The 17571-nt window shown below is 38.5% G+C and carries 18 protein-coding genes; 15 read left to right on the top strand and 3 right to left on the bottom strand.

All coding sequences use genetic code 11. The annotated features are described in order from the left end of the window. The first annotated feature begins 270 nt into the window (after nt 1-270). The 5 genes from OXPF_RS01530 (at nt 271) to OXPF_RS01510 (ending at nt 6107) form a co-directional block, all read left to right on the top strand. Nucleotides 271-1335, top strand: a complete 1065-nt coding sequence (locus tag OXPF_RS01530) for a hypothetical protein (RefSeq protein WP_054873449.1) — start codon at nt 271-273, stop codon at nt 1333-1335. 180 nt (nt 1336-1515) lie between these two features. Then, nucleotides 1516-2322, top strand: coding sequence for a TIGR00266 family protein (locus OXPF_RS01525; protein ID WP_054873448.1), 807 nt, complete (start codon nt 1516-1518; stop codon nt 2320-2322). Between the two features lie 254 nt (nt 2323-2576). After that, nucleotides 2577-3374 (top strand): FAD binding domain-containing protein, encoded by a 798-nt coding sequence (locus OXPF_RS01520; protein WP_054873447.1) that lies wholly within the window; start codon nt 2577-2579, stop codon nt 3372-3374. Next, nucleotides 3365-3832 carry a (2Fe-2S)-binding protein gene (locus OXPF_RS01515; RefSeq protein WP_054873446.1) on the top strand — a complete coding sequence of 156 codons (468 nt, stop codon included), beginning with the start codon at nt 3365-3367 and terminating at the stop codon, nt 3830-3832. The genes OXPF_RS01520 and OXPF_RS01515 overlap by 10 nt, the downstream gene beginning before the upstream one ends. Continuing rightward, entirely contained in the window at nt 3816-6107 is a 2292-nt protein-coding gene (locus OXPF_RS01510) for a xanthine dehydrogenase family protein molybdopterin-binding subunit (RefSeq protein WP_054873445.1), read from the top strand. The genes OXPF_RS01515 and OXPF_RS01510 overlap by 17 nt, the downstream gene beginning before the upstream one ends. A gap of 199 nt (nt 6108-6306) precedes the next feature. Here OXPF_RS01510 and OXPF_RS22945 read toward each other — a convergent pair whose 3' ends face one another. Continuing rightward, the gene (locus OXPF_RS22945; RefSeq protein ID WP_341441725.1) at nt 6307-6810 is read right to left on the bottom strand and encodes a CBO0543 family protein; all 504 of its coding nucleotides are present in this window, start codon (nt 6808-6810) and stop codon (nt 6307-6309) included. Continuing rightward, nucleotides 6803-6976: an aspartyl-phosphate phosphatase Spo0E family protein gene (locus tag OXPF_RS23575; RefSeq protein WP_423230551.1), complete on the bottom strand. Its 174-nt coding sequence runs from the start codon at nt 6974-6976 to the stop codon at nt 6803-6805. Before OXPF_RS23575 ends, OXPF_RS22945 begins: the two co-directional genes overlap by 8 nt. A gap of 175 nt (nt 6977-7151) precedes the next feature. Between OXPF_RS23575 and OXPF_RS01500 the strand changes: the two genes are divergently transcribed. Further along, nucleotides 7152-7493, top strand: coding sequence for a helix-turn-helix domain-containing protein (locus OXPF_RS01500; RefSeq protein WP_083479640.1), 342 nt, complete (start codon nt 7152-7154; stop codon nt 7491-7493). 128 nt (nt 7494-7621) lie between these two features. Here the strand turns inward: OXPF_RS01500 and OXPF_RS01495 are convergent, their stop codons facing one another. Next, a complete protein-coding gene (locus tag OXPF_RS01495) occupies nt 7622-8440 on the bottom strand; it encodes a helix-turn-helix domain-containing protein (protein ID WP_083479639.1) in 819 nt (272 codons plus the stop codon). Nucleotides 8441-8750: 310 nt separating this feature from the next. Between OXPF_RS01495 and OXPF_RS01490 the strand changes: the two genes are divergently transcribed. The 9 genes from OXPF_RS01490 to OXPF_RS01450 all read left to right on the top strand — a co-directional run bounded on the left by OXPF_RS01490 (nt 8751) and on the right by OXPF_RS01450 (nt 17570). Further along, the gene (locus tag OXPF_RS01490) at nt 8751-9074 is read left to right on the top strand and encodes a hypothetical protein (protein ID WP_054873443.1); all 324 of its coding nucleotides are present in this window, start codon (nt 8751-8753) and stop codon (nt 9072-9074) included. Between the two features lie 299 nt (nt 9075-9373). After that, the gene (cysK, locus tag OXPF_RS01485; RefSeq protein WP_054873442.1) at nt 9374-10321 is read left to right on the top strand and encodes a cysteine synthase A; all 948 of its coding nucleotides are present in this window, start codon (nt 9374-9376) and stop codon (nt 10319-10321) included. An 18-nt stretch (nt 10322-10339) separates the two neighbouring features. Continuing rightward, nucleotides 10340-11233 carry a radical SAM protein gene (locus tag OXPF_RS01480; RefSeq protein WP_054873441.1) on the top strand — a complete coding sequence of 298 codons (894 nt, stop codon included), beginning with the start codon at nt 10340-10342 and terminating at the stop codon, nt 11231-11233. A gap of 40 nt (nt 11234-11273) precedes the next feature. Continuing rightward, nucleotides 11274-12614: a nitrogenase component 1 gene (locus OXPF_RS01475; protein WP_054873440.1), complete on the top strand. Its 1341-nt coding sequence runs from the start codon at nt 11274-11276 to the stop codon at nt 12612-12614. Nucleotides 12615-12625: 11 nt separating this feature from the next. Further along, nucleotides 12626-14152, top strand: coding sequence for a nitrogenase component 1 (locus tag OXPF_RS01470; protein WP_054873439.1), 1527 nt, complete (start codon nt 12626-12628; stop codon nt 14150-14152). A gap of 17 nt (nt 14153-14169) precedes the next feature. Next, the gene (locus OXPF_RS01465; protein WP_083479638.1) at nt 14170-15174 is read left to right on the top strand and encodes an ABC transporter permease; all 1005 of its coding nucleotides are present in this window, start codon (nt 14170-14172) and stop codon (nt 15172-15174) included. Beyond that, nucleotides 15168-15959 (top strand): ABC transporter ATP-binding protein, encoded by a 792-nt coding sequence (locus OXPF_RS01460; RefSeq protein ID WP_054873438.1) that lies wholly within the window; start codon nt 15168-15170, stop codon nt 15957-15959. Before OXPF_RS01465 ends, OXPF_RS01460 begins: the two co-directional genes overlap by 7 nt. A gap of 29 nt (nt 15960-15988) precedes the next feature. Next, the gene (locus tag OXPF_RS01455) at nt 15989-17086 is read left to right on the top strand and encodes an ABC transporter substrate-binding protein (protein ID WP_054873437.1); all 1098 of its coding nucleotides are present in this window, start codon (nt 15989-15991) and stop codon (nt 17084-17086) included. 115 nt (nt 17087-17201) lie between these two features. Beyond that, a complete protein-coding gene (locus OXPF_RS01450; RefSeq protein ID WP_054873436.1) occupies nt 17202-17570 on the top strand; it encodes a NifB/NifX family molybdenum-iron cluster-binding protein in 369 nt (122 codons plus the stop codon). The last annotated feature ends 1 nt before the right edge of the window (nt 17571 follow it).

Here is a 17571-nt window from a genome sequence, read left to right as displayed (position 1 = left end):
TTTTCCTCCTTTGTACAGCTTCTCTATAAATTAGGATGTTTGAAATATAGAGCGACTATACATAAAAGTTTTAATCTTTTGTGACTTTTACAAGTACATTTAAAAACCCAACCGCAGTTCATTATTGGTTTACACTTTAGTAACACTTTTGTTACATTCTACCATGCTTTATTTATAGTTCCACCCGTATAGTATATATGAAACACAAGCTGTACAAATCCACTAAAGATGAAAAATAAAATTTAAGAATTAATGGGAGGTGGAATGTATATGAAAAAAGGGAAGATAACCCTTATAACAGCTGTTGCCCTATGTGTATTTTTATTCTCATCTAATGCTTTTGCCAAGCAGAAGGGTTTTAAGCAGACCTACAAAGGAAGCCCCTTCATAAATCATTTTAACAACTACAATAAGGGCAATGCTTTCTGGTTTAACTGGAACGGCTTTCACGGATGGAACAAATGGTATTACGGGAATGGAATGTTCAACTGGTTTAATTACTACCCATACAATAATCAGAAGAATACCTTGCCTGATGTACTTAAAAAACTTGTGGATTCAGGGATATTAACAAATTCTCAAAAGAGTAAAATTGAAAAAGCATTGGAAGAAGAAAAGAGAAGCTCTGTAGAGGATATATTAGAGATCCTGGTGGACGATGACGTAATAACAATTGCCCAGAAGAATCTGATAATCAGTACCTGGAACAATCAGCAGTATAATCTGCCTTATGGCCAGGCTAAAAAAACAAATTCAAAGCATTATCTCAATCCATTCAGCAGCTTGATTAAATATGGCGTGATAACGCCTGAGCATGAAAAAGCCATATGCGAAGCTATTATGGAAGCAAGTAAGAATGCAAAGGATAAAGACAAGGTTTCTATAGAAAAAATACTGGATTCCATGGTCAAGGCTAATATATTGACTGTTTATCAGAAAAATAGCGTCTTAGAAAAACTCCTTGCCATGGAAAATGATATGTTAATTTCGGATGTCGAGGCCTACCTAAACACTTATTTTAAAAGCAGAAGGGACAATTACCTTAAAGATGATATAGGAGTGTCCATTACTTTAAGCGGTAATAAAACCGGCCTGAGCTATAAAATATACCTTGATTTTGATGATGCCGATGATTTTGAGAAATTAACTGACTTTGATACTAATACCAGCAAAAAAAGGATAGAAGATCTGATGGCAGCCGTGGAAGATAAAATAAGAGATGAAATAGAAGATACAGATTATGAAAATGCAAAAATCACAGGAAGAGCCGAAGATGCCGATAATAAAAATTACTATGTAACTTATGACGGCAAAACATATAAATACAGCTGGTAAAATAGCCCTTTATGGGCTATTTTTATGCAGTTAATTTACAAATAAATTTAAAGGAAAAATCATATTAATTTTAAGAAAGCAATTTTTTATCAGATTGTTAAGCAATTTTAACTATACTGTACACAATAATTATATATATAATAAAATTAATAATGCCCAAAATAAGGGAGGTAATTGTTGATGCGTAAAGCTCATGAAGTTGATTATCAAATACATGGAGATGATATGCAATTTGTTGAAATTGGACTTGATGCAGGTGAGACAATAGTTGCAGAAGCAGGCGCCATGATGTTTATGGACAGCACCATACAAATGGATACAGTTTTTGGGGACGGATCGGATCAAGATAAGGGAAAAGGCATTATGGATAAGATGCTGGGGGCCGGAAAAAGGGTGCTGGCTGGTGAAAGCCTTTTTATGACTACCTTTACCAATACCAGTGGCGGAAAGAAATCCTTGGCTTTTGCAGCTCCATATCCCGGGAAAATTATATCATTGGACTTGAGCGAGTATAACGGGCAGATAATCTGCCAGAGGGATGCATTCCTTTGCGCGGCCAAAGGCATTGCCGTTGAAATAGCTTTCCAGAAAAATATTGGAGCTGGTTTTTTCGGCGGAGAGGGATTTATAATGCAGCGTCTTGTAGGTGACGGCCTGGCGTTTCTTCATGCAGGAGGCACCATCATATCAAAAGAGCTGCAGGCAGGAGAAACCATGAAGCTGGATACAGGGTGCCTGGTTGCTATGACTGCCGGTGTAAATTATGATGTGACTTTTGCCGGGAATATTCAAAGCGCCATTTTCGGAGGCGAAGGATTATTCTTAGCCACTTTGACAGGTCCCGGACACGTTTGGCTTCAGTCATTGCCCTTCAGCCGTTTTGCAAATCGCTTATATGCATCAGCTAAAAAAAACGGCAAAGGTAGCAGCGATACCAATCCATTAGGTAGCCTGGGCGGATTCAAAAATTTCTTAGGCAGGGATTAATGAAACATATTAGAATAACCTATTATAAGCCAGCAGGTTCTTAATAGGTTATTTTTCACACATACTTAGGAGGTTTTCACTGGTGAATTTTATTGGACATTGGCACTATAAAACAATACAAAATATTCGACAGGTATATGCAATTATGATATGATAGCCATGAAGATAAATTGAAGCGGGAAATTATAAGGATAAACGATTTGAAAAAATACAGATTGTTTATCCTTATTTGTGAGCAAAAGGAGGAGCGTACAGTGTTTACAATTAATAATGTAGTCCAGCCTGAAACCCTTAAGGAAGCCTATGAAATACTTGTATCTAAAAAAAATAATACAATGCTGGGCGGATGCGCATTTCTTAAATTAAGTAATAAGAGAATTGAAACGGGCGTGGATCTTTCAAGTCTTGATTTAAGCTATATAAAGGAAGATGAAAACTTTATTGAGATAGGAGCATCGACAACCTTAAGAGAAATTGAGACAAGCTCCCTTTTAAATAGCTATTTCAACGGGATTTTAAGGGAGTCGGTAAAAAATATAATAGGAATACAATTAAGAAATATAGCAACTGCAGGAGCTACAGTGTTTTCAAAATACGGTTTTTCGGATTTTAATACAGCCCTTTTATCCTTGGATGCGGAAGTTGAATTATATAAGGGAGGAAGGATGCTTTTTGAGGAATTTCTTTCAAAGTCCTATGAGAAGGATATACTATCTAAAATATACATTAAAAAGAAGGGAAGAATAGCGGTATATACAAGCTTTAGAAACTCTTCAAGCGATTACCCTATATTAAACGCAGCGGTATCCTGCTTGGATGACAATTGGAGAATTGTATTAGGCGCCAGACCCCAAGGTGCAAAGATTGCAGATAAGGCTTCAGCTCTTTTATTAAATAAAGAATTAGATGAAAAGCTCATTGATGAAGCAGCGGGAATTGCATCGGAGGAACTGACATATGGAAGCAATATGAGAGCAACTGAAGAATACAGAAGGGCTTTAAGCAAGGTGCTTGTAAAAAGGACAGTTAAGGAGGTACTTCAATGCAGATAGAGCTTAACATAAACGGCAAAAAGCATAGCCTTGATATAAAAGCCGACGAATTTTTATTGGACACATTAAGAAAGCTTGGATACTTAAGCGTTAAAAGAGGCTGTAATACTTCCTGCTGCGGATTGTGTACTGTGTGGATAAATGGGAAGCCAGCATTGTCATGTTCATTGTTAACTTTCAGGGCAGATAAAAAGGATATAGTGACTATTGAGGGCCTTCAAAAGGAAGCAGCGGAGTTTGCTGAAATTTTTACCAATGAAGGTGCTGAACAGTGCGGATTCTGCAGCCCCGGCTTTGTCATGACCGTCATAGCTATGAAAAAGGAGCTTGAAAATCCCACTGATGATGAGATAAAGCATTATTTATCCGGAAACTTATGCAGATGCACAGGATATATGGGTCAGCTAAGAGCGGTAAAAAAGTACCTGGAGGTGGGGCAAAATGAAGGCAGTAGGTAAAGGCTATACAAAAATAGACGGTATGGCCCTTGCAACAGGAAAGCCCGTATATACTGAGGATATGGCACCGAAGGATGCGCTGGTTATAAAGATATTAAGAAGCCCCCATGCTTATGCAAAAATAATATCCATTGATACTAAAGCCGCCGAAGCAATTGAAGGTGTAGAATGCATACTGACATACAAAGATGTGCCCAATGTAAGGTTTACCCTGGCAGGACAAACTTATCCCGAGCTATCTCCCTATGACAGGCTCATACTGGATTCAGTTGTAAGGTATGTTGGGGATGAGGTTGCCATTGTGGCAGCCGCAGATGAGAGAACAGCCCTAAAGGCTTTAAGGCTTATTAAGGTTAAATACGAGGTGTTAAAACCCGTCCTTAACTTTGAGGAATCCATGGATAATGAGGCAATAGTCCATACCGAGGATGATGTACATTGCAATTTTGAAATCGGTATGGAGAAGGAAAGGAACATAGTGTGTTCCACAAATGCAACATTTGGCAATGTGGAAGAGGAACTGAAAAAATGTGATATAGTAATAGAAAATACCTATTATACACAAGCTCAGGCCCACGCCATGATGGAAACCTACAGGGCTTACAGCTGCTATGATTATGCAGGAAGGATGGTCATAGTGTCATCAACCCAAATACCCTTCCATGTAAAAAGGCATGTTTCAAGAGCTTTGGGTATTCCTGCCAGCAAAATAAGGGTTATAAAACCGAGGATAGGCGGAGGTTTTGGAGGAAAGCAAACGGCTTCGGTTGAAATTTTTCCAAGCCTTGTTACCATGAAGACAGGAAAGCCGGCTATTATAATATACGACAGAAAAGAGACTTTTTCTGCCACAACCAGCAGACATGCCATGAGGCTCAAAGTCAGGCTTGGAGCCATGAAGGACGGTACCATAAAGGTAATAGATATTGAAGGATTGTCAGACCAGGGTGCTTACGGAGAGCATGCTCCCACCACTTTTTCTGTTTCGGGAGAAAAGACTCTTCCTTTATATAATAAAACCGCTGCCGCAAGATTTTCAGGTTATGTGGTTTATACCAATAAAATGCCGGCAGGAGCATTAAGGGGATATGGCGCAACCCAGGGAGCTTTTGCATTGGAGAGCGCTATAAACGAGCTCTCAGCAAAGCTTAATATGGACCCAACTGAAATAAGGCTTAAGAATATTATGAAGGCGGGAGAAAAAAATATAGCCTACGATGAAATCTTATTAAGCTCCTCACTGGATAAATGCATTGAGGAAGGTAAGAAAATGATAGGCTGGAATGAGAAATTTCCATCCCGGGAAGTATCACCAAACGTTGTGCGGGCAGTTGGCATGGCTGTCACCATGCAGGGCTCGGGTATAGCCAATGTGGATACGGCAACCGTTGAAATAAGACTTAACGATGACGGGAATTATACCCTTTTTACAGGGGCAACAGATATGGGTACGGGCAGTGACACCATCCTTTCACAGATGGCAGCGGAAATATTGGATACCTCAATGGAAAATATAACAGTACATTCTGCCGATACCGACATATCTCCTTTTGATCCGGGATCCTACGCATCCAGCACAACTTATGTTACAGGAATGGCTGCTGTAAGAGCCTCAGAAGATCTTGTTTCAAAGATAAAGGAAGCCGGGGCAAAATTGTTAGGTGTGACTGTTGGCGAGGTGGATTTTGAGAATGATGCTGTAAGGGTAATTGGTAAGGAAGAATTTATAACTATTAAAAGCATTGCAGAAAGAGTCATAGTCGGACCGGATTCAAAGCAGTTAATGGGCAGCGGCACTTACGGCAGTCCCATTTCTCCTCCCCCATTTGTTGCAGGCTTTGCCGAAGTTGAAGTGGACAAGGAAACGGGCAAAGTGGATTTGATTGATTATGCGGCAGTAATTGACTGCGGAACGGTAATTAATCCAAAGCTTGCAAGAATACAGGCTGAAGGAGGCCTGGTTCAGGGAATAGGCATGGCCATGTACGAAGATGTCAAATATAATTTCAAAGGCAAAATGGACACGGATTCCTTCATGCAGTATAAAATTCCTAACAGGAAGGATATAAACAGTGTTAGGGTGGCTTTTGAGGAAAGCTATGAGCCCACCGGGCCCTTTGGCGCTAAATCCATAGGTGAAGTTGTAATTAATACACCGCCGCCTGCCATAGCAGCGGCAGTTTATAATGCTGTGGGCGTTAATATAAGAAGCCTTCCCATTACTCCCGAAAAGGTATTTACAGGAATGGCAGATAGTCTTACTAAGATCAAATAGATAAATCAGTGAGAATCTAACTCTTTATGTTTAGATTCTCACTGATTTATTGTTTACAGGCATATTAATAAACCTAGGAACTTATATGAAAGAATGGCTGCATTATTGATACTACCACAACATGTATTGTTTATAAAAAACATCCGGGTACAAGATGATAAGCCCAGAGAGAAGTCCAGCCGCCCAATGTGGGGCTTTTTTAATTTTTAGGTTTAAAAAACCAAATATAAAATTCTTGCGAGGCAAAAAATGTTATGAATAGGGTTATCCATGTTAAAGACCACGACCAATGTATATAGGCAATAAGGTCTGTATTTTTTTCAATAAGCACCTCAATTACTGTTATTGCCGTACAATAATAGGAATAATGCATTAATTGTCTCCGCCAATTCTTCTTTTCAGGATAATGAAGATTGAATATAACGCAGATTGCAGGATATACGAAGTATTCGAACGAAAAACTTGTTTTGCTTGCGTGTTCGAAAATCCGGACAGGATATTCTATCAAACCAAATTCTACAACCAGTAATCCAAATATCCATGTTATAAATTGTTTAAATAAAAAAATTAACCAGGCATGCCGGATTTTGGTTTTAGAAACAAAGAATAATAGAAGTCCTGAAGTTATAATCCATGATAATGCTAATACAAAAGACTCTTTGCTTATATCTTTATAAATCCCTATGAATTGTATGTTAGTCACGTCGAAGAATTTCACCTTCCTGATTATTGGAATTGTAAATCTCTACTATAATTTTGTCTAATTCCCGGCTTATTTCTAGTATCAAGGGATTAGTTAAATTTTTGTCGTTTATGAGAGAATTTAATTGACGCTTTAGTGTATCTGCTTTCTCGGTAATAGTAATCATATTTACGATTCCTTCCATTTATCTTTAGAAAAATACAGACACTTTAATACAAGTATAAGGAAAATATTTAATAGTGTCAACAGCTATAGAATGTAAATATCTCATTTATAAACCTCTATACAGGGTTGAAACATTATGTTATACAATGTATTTTGTGTATAAGCGGGGTGAAATGATGGGAGACATTAAGAAAATTGTTGGCAACAGGATTAGAGATTTACGGAATGGACGCGGCTGGAGCCAGGAAGAATTAGCCGATAGGGCTACAGTGAGCCGATCTTTTATGGGGGAAATTGAACGTGGTCAAGCAAGTGCAACAATTGAAAGCTTGGAAAAAGTCACAATTGCACTTGAAATTACATTGGAAGATTTATTCAGAGACTTGCGGCCTTCAACTGACAGTAAGTTGTCTGTTTTAATGAATAAGATGAACTGTTTAAGTGCAGAGAGTTTAAAGGAATTTATTAGCTTTGCAGAAACCTTATACGATTGGAAATGCAAAAAAGATCAAGCCTGATGGTGACAACCAAAAGGCTTGTGTTATTTTTAAGGCTTAAGGAATAGGATTTTCAAATGTATAAGTTAATCTTAAAATTTGATTCCCTGTACTGACTTGAAAGCAACCACTATCTTTAAATAGCCATTTTATTCTGGTTCTGTTTCGTAGTGTTCTGGAGCCGTAACAGTTTCTAAAGGGTCTGATTGTCTTTCGAAAGCAATTGAATTTATATCATCGCGTATCCTTAAATAGGCTCTTAGATTGTCTTTTTCAGCTTCAGGCATTGAATTATATAACGTTAAAAATTCCAGTTCATCTCCTTCAACTATTCTCTTATTGTTATGCATGTCACTATATGTTAGTGGTGTCTTAAAATCATATGATTGAAAATCATGTATAAATAATTCAGCAAATTTAACTAATGAATTATTAAAAGCATTGATATATTTTGTAATTGCTTCCTGAAAAGTGCCGGTATCTATGCCATAGGATAACAGCAAATCCACAAACTGTTTAAGATTAAGTAGCAAATCAAACATGCAGGTTAAAAAACCCGAACGTAAATTTTTATCTACAGGGCAGCTGAATATCCGGGCGAGCATTTCCAGGGAATCCTGGATTCTTTGAACTTCATCGTCGTCAAACCCCTTCATTTTGTTAAAAAGCTCTGTAATGTCTTTTTTCAATTGAAATGTTGACATAATTAGCTCATTTTGCAAAATATTTTTTTTATTTTTCTTTTCAATGCTATATTTCTCACCAATACCGTCTTTAAGCCATTGTTCATTAACGCAGAACCTTTCTACTATATTTTTTAGTACAGGCTCCGTTAATGACCTTTCATTTTTTTCAACAAGTGAAAGGCCTGATTTTTTTAAACCAGTTTCCTTACCGAACTTGTCTAAAGTCAAATTGTAATCAGTCCTTATTTCTTTAACTCTTTCTCCAATGGTGCTCATATACATCACCTCTGTTTACATTGTAAACCTAAATTTAAAAATTTGCAAATATTTTTATTGACATGTTTGCATAGCAAACTTATAATTAATTTGAAACCATTAATATATTACTTTAAAGCCGATGAATAAATAATTTGTATGTATTGGAAGTATACATAAACGGTTCGTATAACATATTTTCTCCTGAATTTTAGTGTAAAAATCAAATCTATTGTTAAATGAAATATGGATTTAATTGCATGAAATAGCTTTAAACAAATGCATCTGCCGTACTTATATAAACACAAGTTGATGCTATAAAAAGGAGGTTAGTGTTATGGTAAGGAATTTTTACAGGTTCTTAATTGAAACGACAGATAATAGAGTACATGACATTCAAAATGATACTGCAAAAAACAACAGAAGATATAAAGAATTTACTGTATCGATCTTAAAAATGCTTAAAGAGATTTATAAAGAATTACCTGTTGAATATCATGAAATATTAGAAGAACTGGAAGATACCAGGGGTGAGCGGGATTTAATAGCAGAAAAAATATTATACCGCCAAGGATTGATTGATGGCATCAGGATTAGCAATGTTCATACCAAACTACGGGATGAGGCTATGAAAAAAATAGAAAGGCTATGGAGGACATAAGCTATATCTTTTCTTTAAAGCTTTCAAATACCACATATTTTGCAGTTTTGACAATTTTATTTCTCATAAATAATTATATAGGGTTATATTTTTAAAAAACGTAAAAATCCTCTTTAAAATGGCAAGAGGATTTTTTGCGTTTCGTTATAATTTTTTCAAAATTGAAAACATATAAAAAATATAAGAAAAGTATGCAATAATTGTTGACATCATCTTCATAGCAGAATATAATACAATATAAATCAAAACATACTAAACATATATATAAAATAATATTTAATGGATTGGGGGAAAAATTAATGGCAGGAATAGCATCCAAATTGACTGATCTGATAGGTAACACGCCATTATTGGAATTAACGGATTATAACAAGAAACAGAGCATAAAGGGACGGCTTGTAGCCAAACTTGAATATTTCAATCCCTTGGGCAGCGTCAAGGACAGGATAGCTTATGCTATGATAAAGGACGCTGAAGATAGAGGAATAATCAACAAAGACACGGTTATCATCGAGCCTACCAGCGGCAACACCGGTGTCGGACTGGCCTTTGTGGCGGCTTCCAAAGGTTATCGATTGATTTTAACCATGCCGGAAACCATGAGTATAGAAAGGCGCAATCTTCTAAAAGCTCTCAATGCTGAATTGGTGCTTACTCCCGGAAAAGACGGGATGAAAGGTGCAATAAGAAAGGCTGAAGAGCTTTCATCTCAAATACCTAATTCTTTTATTCCCCAGCAGTTCAATAATCCGGTCAACCCAAAAATTCACAGGGAAACAACTGCTGAAGAAATATGGAGTGATACAAACGGAGAAATTGCAGCCTTTATAGCAGGTGTAGGCACAGGCGGTACACTTACCGGTGTTGGTGAAGCACTCAAAGAAAAAAATCCCAATATAAAAATTATAGCAGTAGAGCCCTTTGATTCTGCGGTACTTTCAGGTTCAGCTCCCGGTTCCCACGGAATCCAGGGAATAGGCGCAGGTTTTGTTCCAACAGTTTTAAATACTGAAATTTATGATGAAGTATACAAGGTCAGGACAGAGGAAGCATATGAAACTTCCCAGGCTCTGGCGCAAATTGAAGGGATTCTTGTTGGTATCTCTTCTGGTGCCGCTGCTTTTGCAGCTACTCAGATTGCTAAGCGGCCGGAATTTGAAGGCAAAATTATTGTGGTTCTGCTTCCCGATACAGGGGAGAGATATTTATCTACGCCATTATTCAATAGTTTGGAAAGAAAATTCTAGTGTAAAGAAGGTTAGATTATGGCATGCTTTGATATTGAAATTGATAAACGCTTCGAAAATATATCCAACCGCCATCCCTGCTTCAGCGGCGGGGCCAATATGACAAGCGGCAGGGTGCATCTTCCCGTGAGCCCTGTTTGTAATATACAATGCAAATTTTGCAAGAGGAGCTTTAATAAATTTGAACAGCGCCCCGGGGTTACGAGAGAATTGCTTTCACCTGAAAAAGCAATTGGGATAGTGGATAAATCATTAAAGCTTTGCCCCGAAATTACCGTTGCAGGTATAGCAGGTCCTGGTGATACTCTGGCAACGCCGCATGCCATAAAGACTTTCAATCTTATTCATGAACGCCATCCGGAGCTTATAAATTGTTTAAGCACCAATGGTCTTTTGCTAGAAAGATATGCAGAGGATATATGGAATGCGGGAGTCAAAACCGTTACGGTTACAGTTAATGCTGTGGACCCTTATGTTTTGGAGAAAATTTGCTCTTATGTATTAATTGATGGAAAAGTTTATGAGGGGATAGAAGCTATGAATATGCTGATCAATGCACAAAAAGCAGGTATAAGAAAAATGGCTGAATTGGGAGCCATGATCAAAATAAATATTGTGCTCATTCCTGGAATAAACCATTTTCATATAAAAGAGATAGCAAAGACTGTCCAAGGATTGGGAGCTTCAATAGTTAATATTATTCCTTTGATTCCTCAATATGAGATGGATTGTGTATCTTCACCCGATTGCGGTGAACTCAACAAAGCGCGTATAGATGCTGAAGAATACCTGCCGGTATTCCGGCATTGCCAGCACTGCCGGGCAGATGCCTGCGGCATACCGGGAAAGGGAGATTTATCCGGCCTTCTCTATGAGTACGGAGGACTGGAACAAACTTTTTCACATGGTTAAAGAAGCAATTGATTATTTTATTTAATGGAGGAGAGAAAAATTGAGCAAATTTGTTGACAGACCGCGGTATGCCTGTGCATTAGGCGGTGCTCTTGCTACTTTAAGGGCAATACCCAGGGCTATACCTGTTATTCACGCTTCGGCAGGCTGCGGCCACAATCTGCATAATGCCATTAATCCCGGTGCCGGGTATTTAGGCGGAGGATATTGTGGAGGGCTTTCTTTATCAAGCACCAATGTGGTGGAGAGAGACATTGTTTTCGGCGGGGAAGATAGGCTGCGTGAACAAATAGCCACCACCCTTGAAATCATGGACGGAGATATATATCTCATACTTACTGGCTGTATGGTTGAGATGATAGGTGATGATTTAGATTCTGTTGCCTCTGAATTTTTAGATTCGGAAAAATTAGTAATTGCAGTTCATACTCCAAGTTTCCGAGGGAATTCCTTTACAGGATATGAACTTGTATTAAGTGCATTGGTTAAAAAATATGTTTTTAAAACCAGTGTAAAAGTACCTAAGTCGGTAAATGTATTGGGTATTGTTCCGGCACAGGATGTATTCTGGGAGGGAAATTTAAGAGAAATTAAAAGACTCCTTTCAAAATTAGGTCTTAAAGTAAACACTTTTTTCGGAGAGGGTGAAACCCTTGACGATATTAAAAATTCCGGTCAAGCCAGCTTGAATATAGTGGTATCTGATGTATATGGGGAAAGTGTGGCAAGAGAATTTGAAGAAGTACACAATGTTCCTTATATTACAACAGAATTTCCTATTGGAGCAATTGCAACGGAGGCTTTCTTAAACAATGTATCTAAAGCCTTGGACTTGGATGAATCCTTAACACAGTCTGTGATAAAGGAAGAAAAATCAGTTTATTATAATTACCTTGAAAGAATTGCAGACATTTATAATGACATAGATCTGCAGCGGTATGCCGTTGTAGTCAGTGATGGGAATTATGCTCCGGCAGTTACCCGTTTTTTATCAGATGAATTGGGGTGGATTCCCGAGCTTGTTGTTATAACAGATTTTCTGGATGACAATCAAAAGCAAAAGCTTTTAAAGCGTTTTGAAAATCTGGAGTCTGGGATTTCACCCGTTGTAAAATTTGATACTGATGCATCATCGGTTAAAAAATATATAGCGCAAATTTGGCCTCAAAACAGAAATGACCGCTATTACGATGCTTTTAATCCTGCAGTGGTAGTGGGAAGCGTATTTGAGAGAGATTTATCGGCAGAGTTTGGATTTCCTCTTTTGACATTATCTTATCCCGTTACAAACAGGGTTGTATTAAACCGGACTTATGCAGGATTTAACGGGGCATTGAGTATAACTGAAGATTTATTAAGTATTATTGTTGCAGGTAGATAGGAGGGACTTGTATGAATTATTTAAACGCAAAATCAGCACCGGCCCGTGAAGACAGATTGAAGGCCAACATTGCCTTTGGCGGAACAGTTGATGAAATGATTAAATGTTCAAAAGGCGGTTGCTTCTCAGAAACCGGATGCTTGAACCTTGCAGGAAGGCGCTTTTCCCAAACTCAGGGATGTCAGTTTACATTGAGTTTGGCAATTTTGAACACATTACGCAACGCCGTTATTATAATGCACTCGCCTATAGGCTGCGGAGCCTGCAGCATAAGCAATGTGGGAGTTAACAAATCCTTCAAGCAATTAAGGGATCCCAAGGCAGACGGAGTTGTATGGCTTAACACTAATCTGGATGAAGCCGATGTAATAGGTGGAGGAGAAAGAAAGCTAAGAGAAGCGGTTCTTTATGCAGACAAAGAATTCCGGCCGGATACAATCATCGTAGCTAATGGCTGCGTACCTGCATTAATAGGTGATGATATAGACAGCATACTGGCAGACCTTCAAACTCAGACTGCATCAATTATTGTACCCATACATTGCGAAGGTTTTAAGACAAAGGTAATGGCAACAGCTTATGACGCAGTATATCATGGAATTCTTAAAAATTATATAAGAAAGCCCGAAAGGCGTGAATATATTGCCGAACCTGACTTTGAAAAGCTAAAGGAGCAGTACAGGATAAGCCGCAATGTAAATATTTTGAATGTTTCATCCATGAGCAGAGCAGATGAACTGGAGCTTCAAAGACTGTTAAATGCCATAGGATTAAATGTTAACTTTATTCCTTGCTATGCAAAACCCGAAGATTTTGAGTATTCACTGGAAACTTCGTTAAATGTAAGTATTTGCGGTACCCATGATGACTATTTCGTTGAACATTTAAAGGAAAAATACGATATACCTTTCCTTATAGATACTATTCCCATAGGCAGAAAAAATACAGACCGCTGGATTTTAAAAATCGCAGAATATTTTGGTCTTGAAAAAGAAGCACATCTATTGATAAAAGATGAAAATGAGCTTCTTGATAAAAGTCTTGAACCTTATCGCAAGATACTTTCCCGGAAAAAAGTATTCCTAGCCGGAGGAGAGGTTCGTATTGTGGCAACAGCCGAAATAATACAGGATCTTGGAATGGAGGTTGTAGGCTTTAAAGCCCATCACTTTGATAAATTTATAGAACCCATATTCGAAGCATTAGAAGATGTAGAAGATGTGGTTATAGATGTGGCAACAAACCAGCCCTTTGAACAATCAAATTTAATCAATCTTTTGAAACCCGATGTTTTTATCACCCATACCGGCGGAAACAATATTTCAGCTAAATACGGCCTTCCAATTTTGCCCCTTTTCGGACCAGGGTACAATTACCTGGGTTATTCGGGAACATTCGAAGTGGCAAGAAGGCTGAACAGGATAGTGAGGAACAGCCAGTTCAATAAAAAGCTTGCAGAGAACACCTTGCTTCCATATAAAAAGGAATGGTATGAAAAGGATCCATTCACTTATATCAAAAGCCAGGACGCAGTATAAAGAAAGGAGGAAGTATTATGTCTGACATCAGTAATACCGGCATTGCGGTGACATCCAGGGAGAACCCGGCTATAGTGTTTAATATTAAGACATTGCTCCCGACTTTCAGCGCTTTGTTGGCGCTTTTAGTTCACCTTCTGATGCCAAACAGCCCACGTTATACTCAAAAGCCGCTGCCTTATTTTACTATAGCCTTAATTATTACAATTGGGATAACTTTGGGTCTGGCTCTTTTATCGCTGTTTAATGAAAAGGTAAGAGAAAAATATGCCTATAAATCCTGGTTTATAACAACAGTGATAGCACTTTTAAATATATTGAATTTCGTAACCTTGAAGCTTATGCTGCTTCCTGCAATATATTTTCCAAATCCTGACAGAATATTAAAGGTCTTTATGGAAGAATGGCAATTCATATTGAAATGCCTTGCTTATTCCGGAAGGCTTTTAGGCCTGGGATATATTTTAGGAGCAACCATAGGTATAACTACAGGAATACTTGTAGGCTGGAGCAAGGGCTGGAGTTATTGGGTAAACCCCCTTATTAAGATCTTAGGACCTATACCCTCAACAGCCTGGGTGCCTATTGCGTTGGTATCTTTTGCAAATTCCTTTCAGGCCAGCGTATTTTTAATAGCTCTTGCTGTGTGGTTTCCTACAACGGTATTAACCAGCTCTGGAATATCAAATGTAAAAAATGCTTACTTTGAAGTGTCCAGTACTCTTGGAGCAAGTACCTTGCAGAAAATTTTCAAGATTGCACTGCCCGATGCCATGCCAAGTATTTTTATAGGCATCTTCAACGGTACTTGCTCCTCCTTCATTACTTTAATGACAGCAGAAATGCTGGGAGTAAAATTCGGTATAGGCTGGTATATAAACTGGCAGAGGGAAATGCTCTCATATGCCAATGTTTATGCAGGTCTAATGGTAATAGCTTTTACTTTCTCGTTTATCATAACCTTAATGTTTAAAGTCCGTGACAGAGTATTAGGATGGCAGAAGGGGGTTATTAAATGGTAGAACAACTGAATGGCAGCATAAAAGCAAAAAATATTCGAAAAACCTTCCTTCAGCAGGACGGACAGCCGGTGGTAGCATTGCAGGATGTTGCAGTGGATATAAAAGCCGGAGAATTCATTTCCCTTATAGGGCCATCCGGATGTGGAAAATCCACATTTTTAAGGCTCCTTGCAGGCCTTACCCAACCGGATAAAGGGGAATTCACATTGGATAATGTACCCATTACGCAACCAAGTTATGAGCGAGGTCTTGTGTTTCAGGATCCTACTCTCTTTCCATGGCTTAATGTTTATGAAAACGTAGCTTTTGGTTTAAAAGTCAGGAACATATACAAGGATAAGGAAAATGAAGTATTGGATTTTATACGGCTTGTAGGCCTGGAAGGCTTTGAAAAATCCTATCCTCACCAGTTATCGGGGGGTATGGCTCAAAGAGCAGCCCTTGCAAGGGCCTTAGTCAATCATCCCAAGGTATTGCTCTTGGATGAGCCTTTTGGAGCGCTGGATGCCTTCACCAGGATGAATATGCAGGATGAGCTTATAAAGATATGGCAGGAGAGGGGAACTACTACTGTAATGGTAACCCATGATGTAGATGAAGCCATTTATTTAAGCGACAGGATATTTGTTATGACACCAAGGCCCGCTAAAATCGAAAGTATAATCCAGGTAGATATAAGCCGGCCCCGCGGAAGGGACTTACCTGACTTTTTAAACTTAAGAGCTAAGATATTAAAAATTCTCAATTTTGCGGGAAAAACAGAAGAAATACAATATTACCTTTAAATTATTATAAAAAGAAGAGGAGAATGAAAATGATTACAAAGAAAAGCTCTGTGACTAAAAGAAAAAGAGGAAGGTTGCTGCTTATACCCCTCTTTGCCATCACTTTGGTGATGACAGTTCTTGCCGGCTGTTCTTCAAACCAGACCCCTTCTGGTTCAACTGCCACACCAGGCAGCAGTACACCTGCTCCCACAGTTGAAGCCGACCAGAGTAAGGATTTTGTATTAAGAATAGGTTATGGCGGAAGTCTGTGCGAAGCCCCTTTGCATATGGCATATGAAAAGGGTTATTTTGAGGAAGAGGGCTTAAAGGTTGAACTTACCAAGCTAGCCCCCGGAACAATTTTTGATGCGGTAACAGCCAATCAGGTTGATGCCGGTTTCAGTCTTCTTGCCAGCTTGGTTCAGCCCCTTTCAAACGGATTACCGGTAAAAATTACTACAGGATTGCACACCGGATGCGACAAGGTACTGGCTAAAAAGGATTCAGGAATTACAAGCCCGGCTGATTTCAAGGGAAAGAAAGTAGGAGTTCCAAGCATGACCAGCAGCCCCATTATATTCACAAAGCGCGTATTGGCTGATAATGGAATTGGTGTCGGCGTTCAGAATTCCGAAGTAGAATTCGTAGTATACAGCACCACAGATTTACCAATCGCACTTGAAAACGGAGCAGTTGATGCCATTGCCATGAATGATCCCACAGCTACAATCGCTGCCAATGAATATGACCTGAATGTAGTCTTTGATTCAGCCCTTGATGCACCATATAAGGATCAATACTGCTGCTCAGCATTTGTACGGGAAAATATTGTAACTGATTATCCTGATATAGCCGCAAAATATACCAGAGCTATGCAGAAGGCCAGCGCATGGGTACAGGAAAATCAGGATGAAGCAGCTAAAATACAGGTAGATAATAAATGGGTAGCCGGAGATGCTGAAGTAAATGCAAAAGTGTTAAAGACATTTAATTATATTCCTTCAGTAAGCGGTGCATATGATGCTTTCGGTATAACTGCAAAACAACTTCAGGAAGTAGGAATGCTTGATGCAGGTGTTGATGTGGATAATCTTCATAAAAACAGCTTTACAGCACTGGACGGCATACCTGAAGAATATAAATAAATAATATCTGACTTTACAATATACCTCCTTTACTGAATTAGATGCGCCGTCCATAGAAAAATCGGGTGGCGCATCAAATTTAATTTAAAATATTAACTCTATGGAGGCGGTTCTCATGGGCGGAAAATGGCGTGTGGCAGTTGCCAGTACAGACGGAAAAGTGATAAATGAACATTTTGGACGGGCAAAGGATTTTTTTATCATCGATATCAAATCCGATGGCTCCAGAGAGTATATAGAAAGACGTATTGTTACACCTCTTTGCGCAAATGGGGAACATAAGAATGAAGAACTTTCATATGTTATAAATGCGCTTTCAGACTGTACGGCAGTGCTGGTTGCAAGGGTCGGAATGGGCGTGAAAAGAGCCCTGGAAATAAACAAAATATCAGTTTTCGAGCAGCCTGATTATATTGAAAATGCTTTAACAAAACTAACAAATTACTTTATCAAAACAAATCATTCTTATATGGAGGAAAAATGAC

The organism is Oxobacter pfennigii, assembly GCF_001317355.1.
In the GTDB taxonomy this organism is placed as follows: domain Bacteria; phylum Bacillota; class Clostridia; order Clostridiales; family Oxobacteraceae; genus Oxobacter; species Oxobacter pfennigii.
The sequence above is the reverse complement of the archived record's forward strand: the minus strand, read 5'-3'. Positions and strand labels throughout refer to the sequence as shown.

Coding starts and splice junctions, on each gene's coding strand:
- OXPF_RS01490 (WP_054873443.1), top strand. CDS start 8,751: ATGGTAAGGAATTTTTACAGGTTCTTAATTGAAACGACAGATAATAGA.
- OXPF_RS01495 (WP_083479639.1), bottom strand. CDS start 8,440: ATGTATATGAGCACCATTGGAGAAAGAGTTAAAGAAATAAGGACTGAT.
- OXPF_RS01530 (WP_054873449.1), top strand. CDS start 271: ATGAAAAAAGGGAAGATAACCCTTATAACAGCTGTTGCCCTATGTGTA.
- OXPF_RS23575 (WP_423230551.1), bottom strand. CDS start 6,976: ATGATTACTATTACCGAGAAAGCAGATACACTAAAGCGTCAATTAAAT.
- OXPF_RS01525 (WP_054873448.1), top strand. CDS start 1,516: ATGCGTAAAGCTCATGAAGTTGATTATCAAATACATGGAGATGATATG.
- OXPF_RS01455 (WP_054873437.1), top strand. CDS start 15,989: ATGATTACAAAGAAAAGCTCTGTGACTAAAAGAAAAAGAGGAAGGTTG.
- OXPF_RS01460 (WP_054873438.1), top strand. CDS start 15,168: ATGGTAGAACAACTGAATGGCAGCATAAAAGCAAAAAATATTCGAAAA.
- OXPF_RS01515 (WP_054873446.1), top strand. CDS start 3,365: ATGCAGATAGAGCTTAACATAAACGGCAAAAAGCATAGCCTTGATATA.
- OXPF_RS01480 (WP_054873441.1), top strand. CDS start 10,340: ATGGCATGCTTTGATATTGAAATTGATAAACGCTTCGAAAATATATCC.
- OXPF_RS01470 (WP_054873439.1), top strand. CDS start 12,626: ATGAATTATTTAAACGCAAAATCAGCACCGGCCCGTGAAGACAGATTG.
- OXPF_RS01500 (WP_083479640.1), top strand. CDS start 7,152: ATGGGAGACATTAAGAAAATTGTTGGCAACAGGATTAGAGATTTACGG.
- cysK (WP_054873442.1), top strand. CDS start 9,374: ATGGCAGGAATAGCATCCAAATTGACTGATCTGATAGGTAACACGCCA.
- OXPF_RS01510 (WP_054873445.1), top strand. CDS start 3,816: ATGAAGGCAGTAGGTAAAGGCTATACAAAAATAGACGGTATGGCCCTT.
- OXPF_RS01465 (WP_083479638.1), top strand. CDS start 14,170: ATGTCTGACATCAGTAATACCGGCATTGCGGTGACATCCAGGGAGAAC.
- OXPF_RS01450 (WP_054873436.1), top strand. CDS start 17,202: ATGGGCGGAAAATGGCGTGTGGCAGTTGCCAGTACAGACGGAAAAGTG.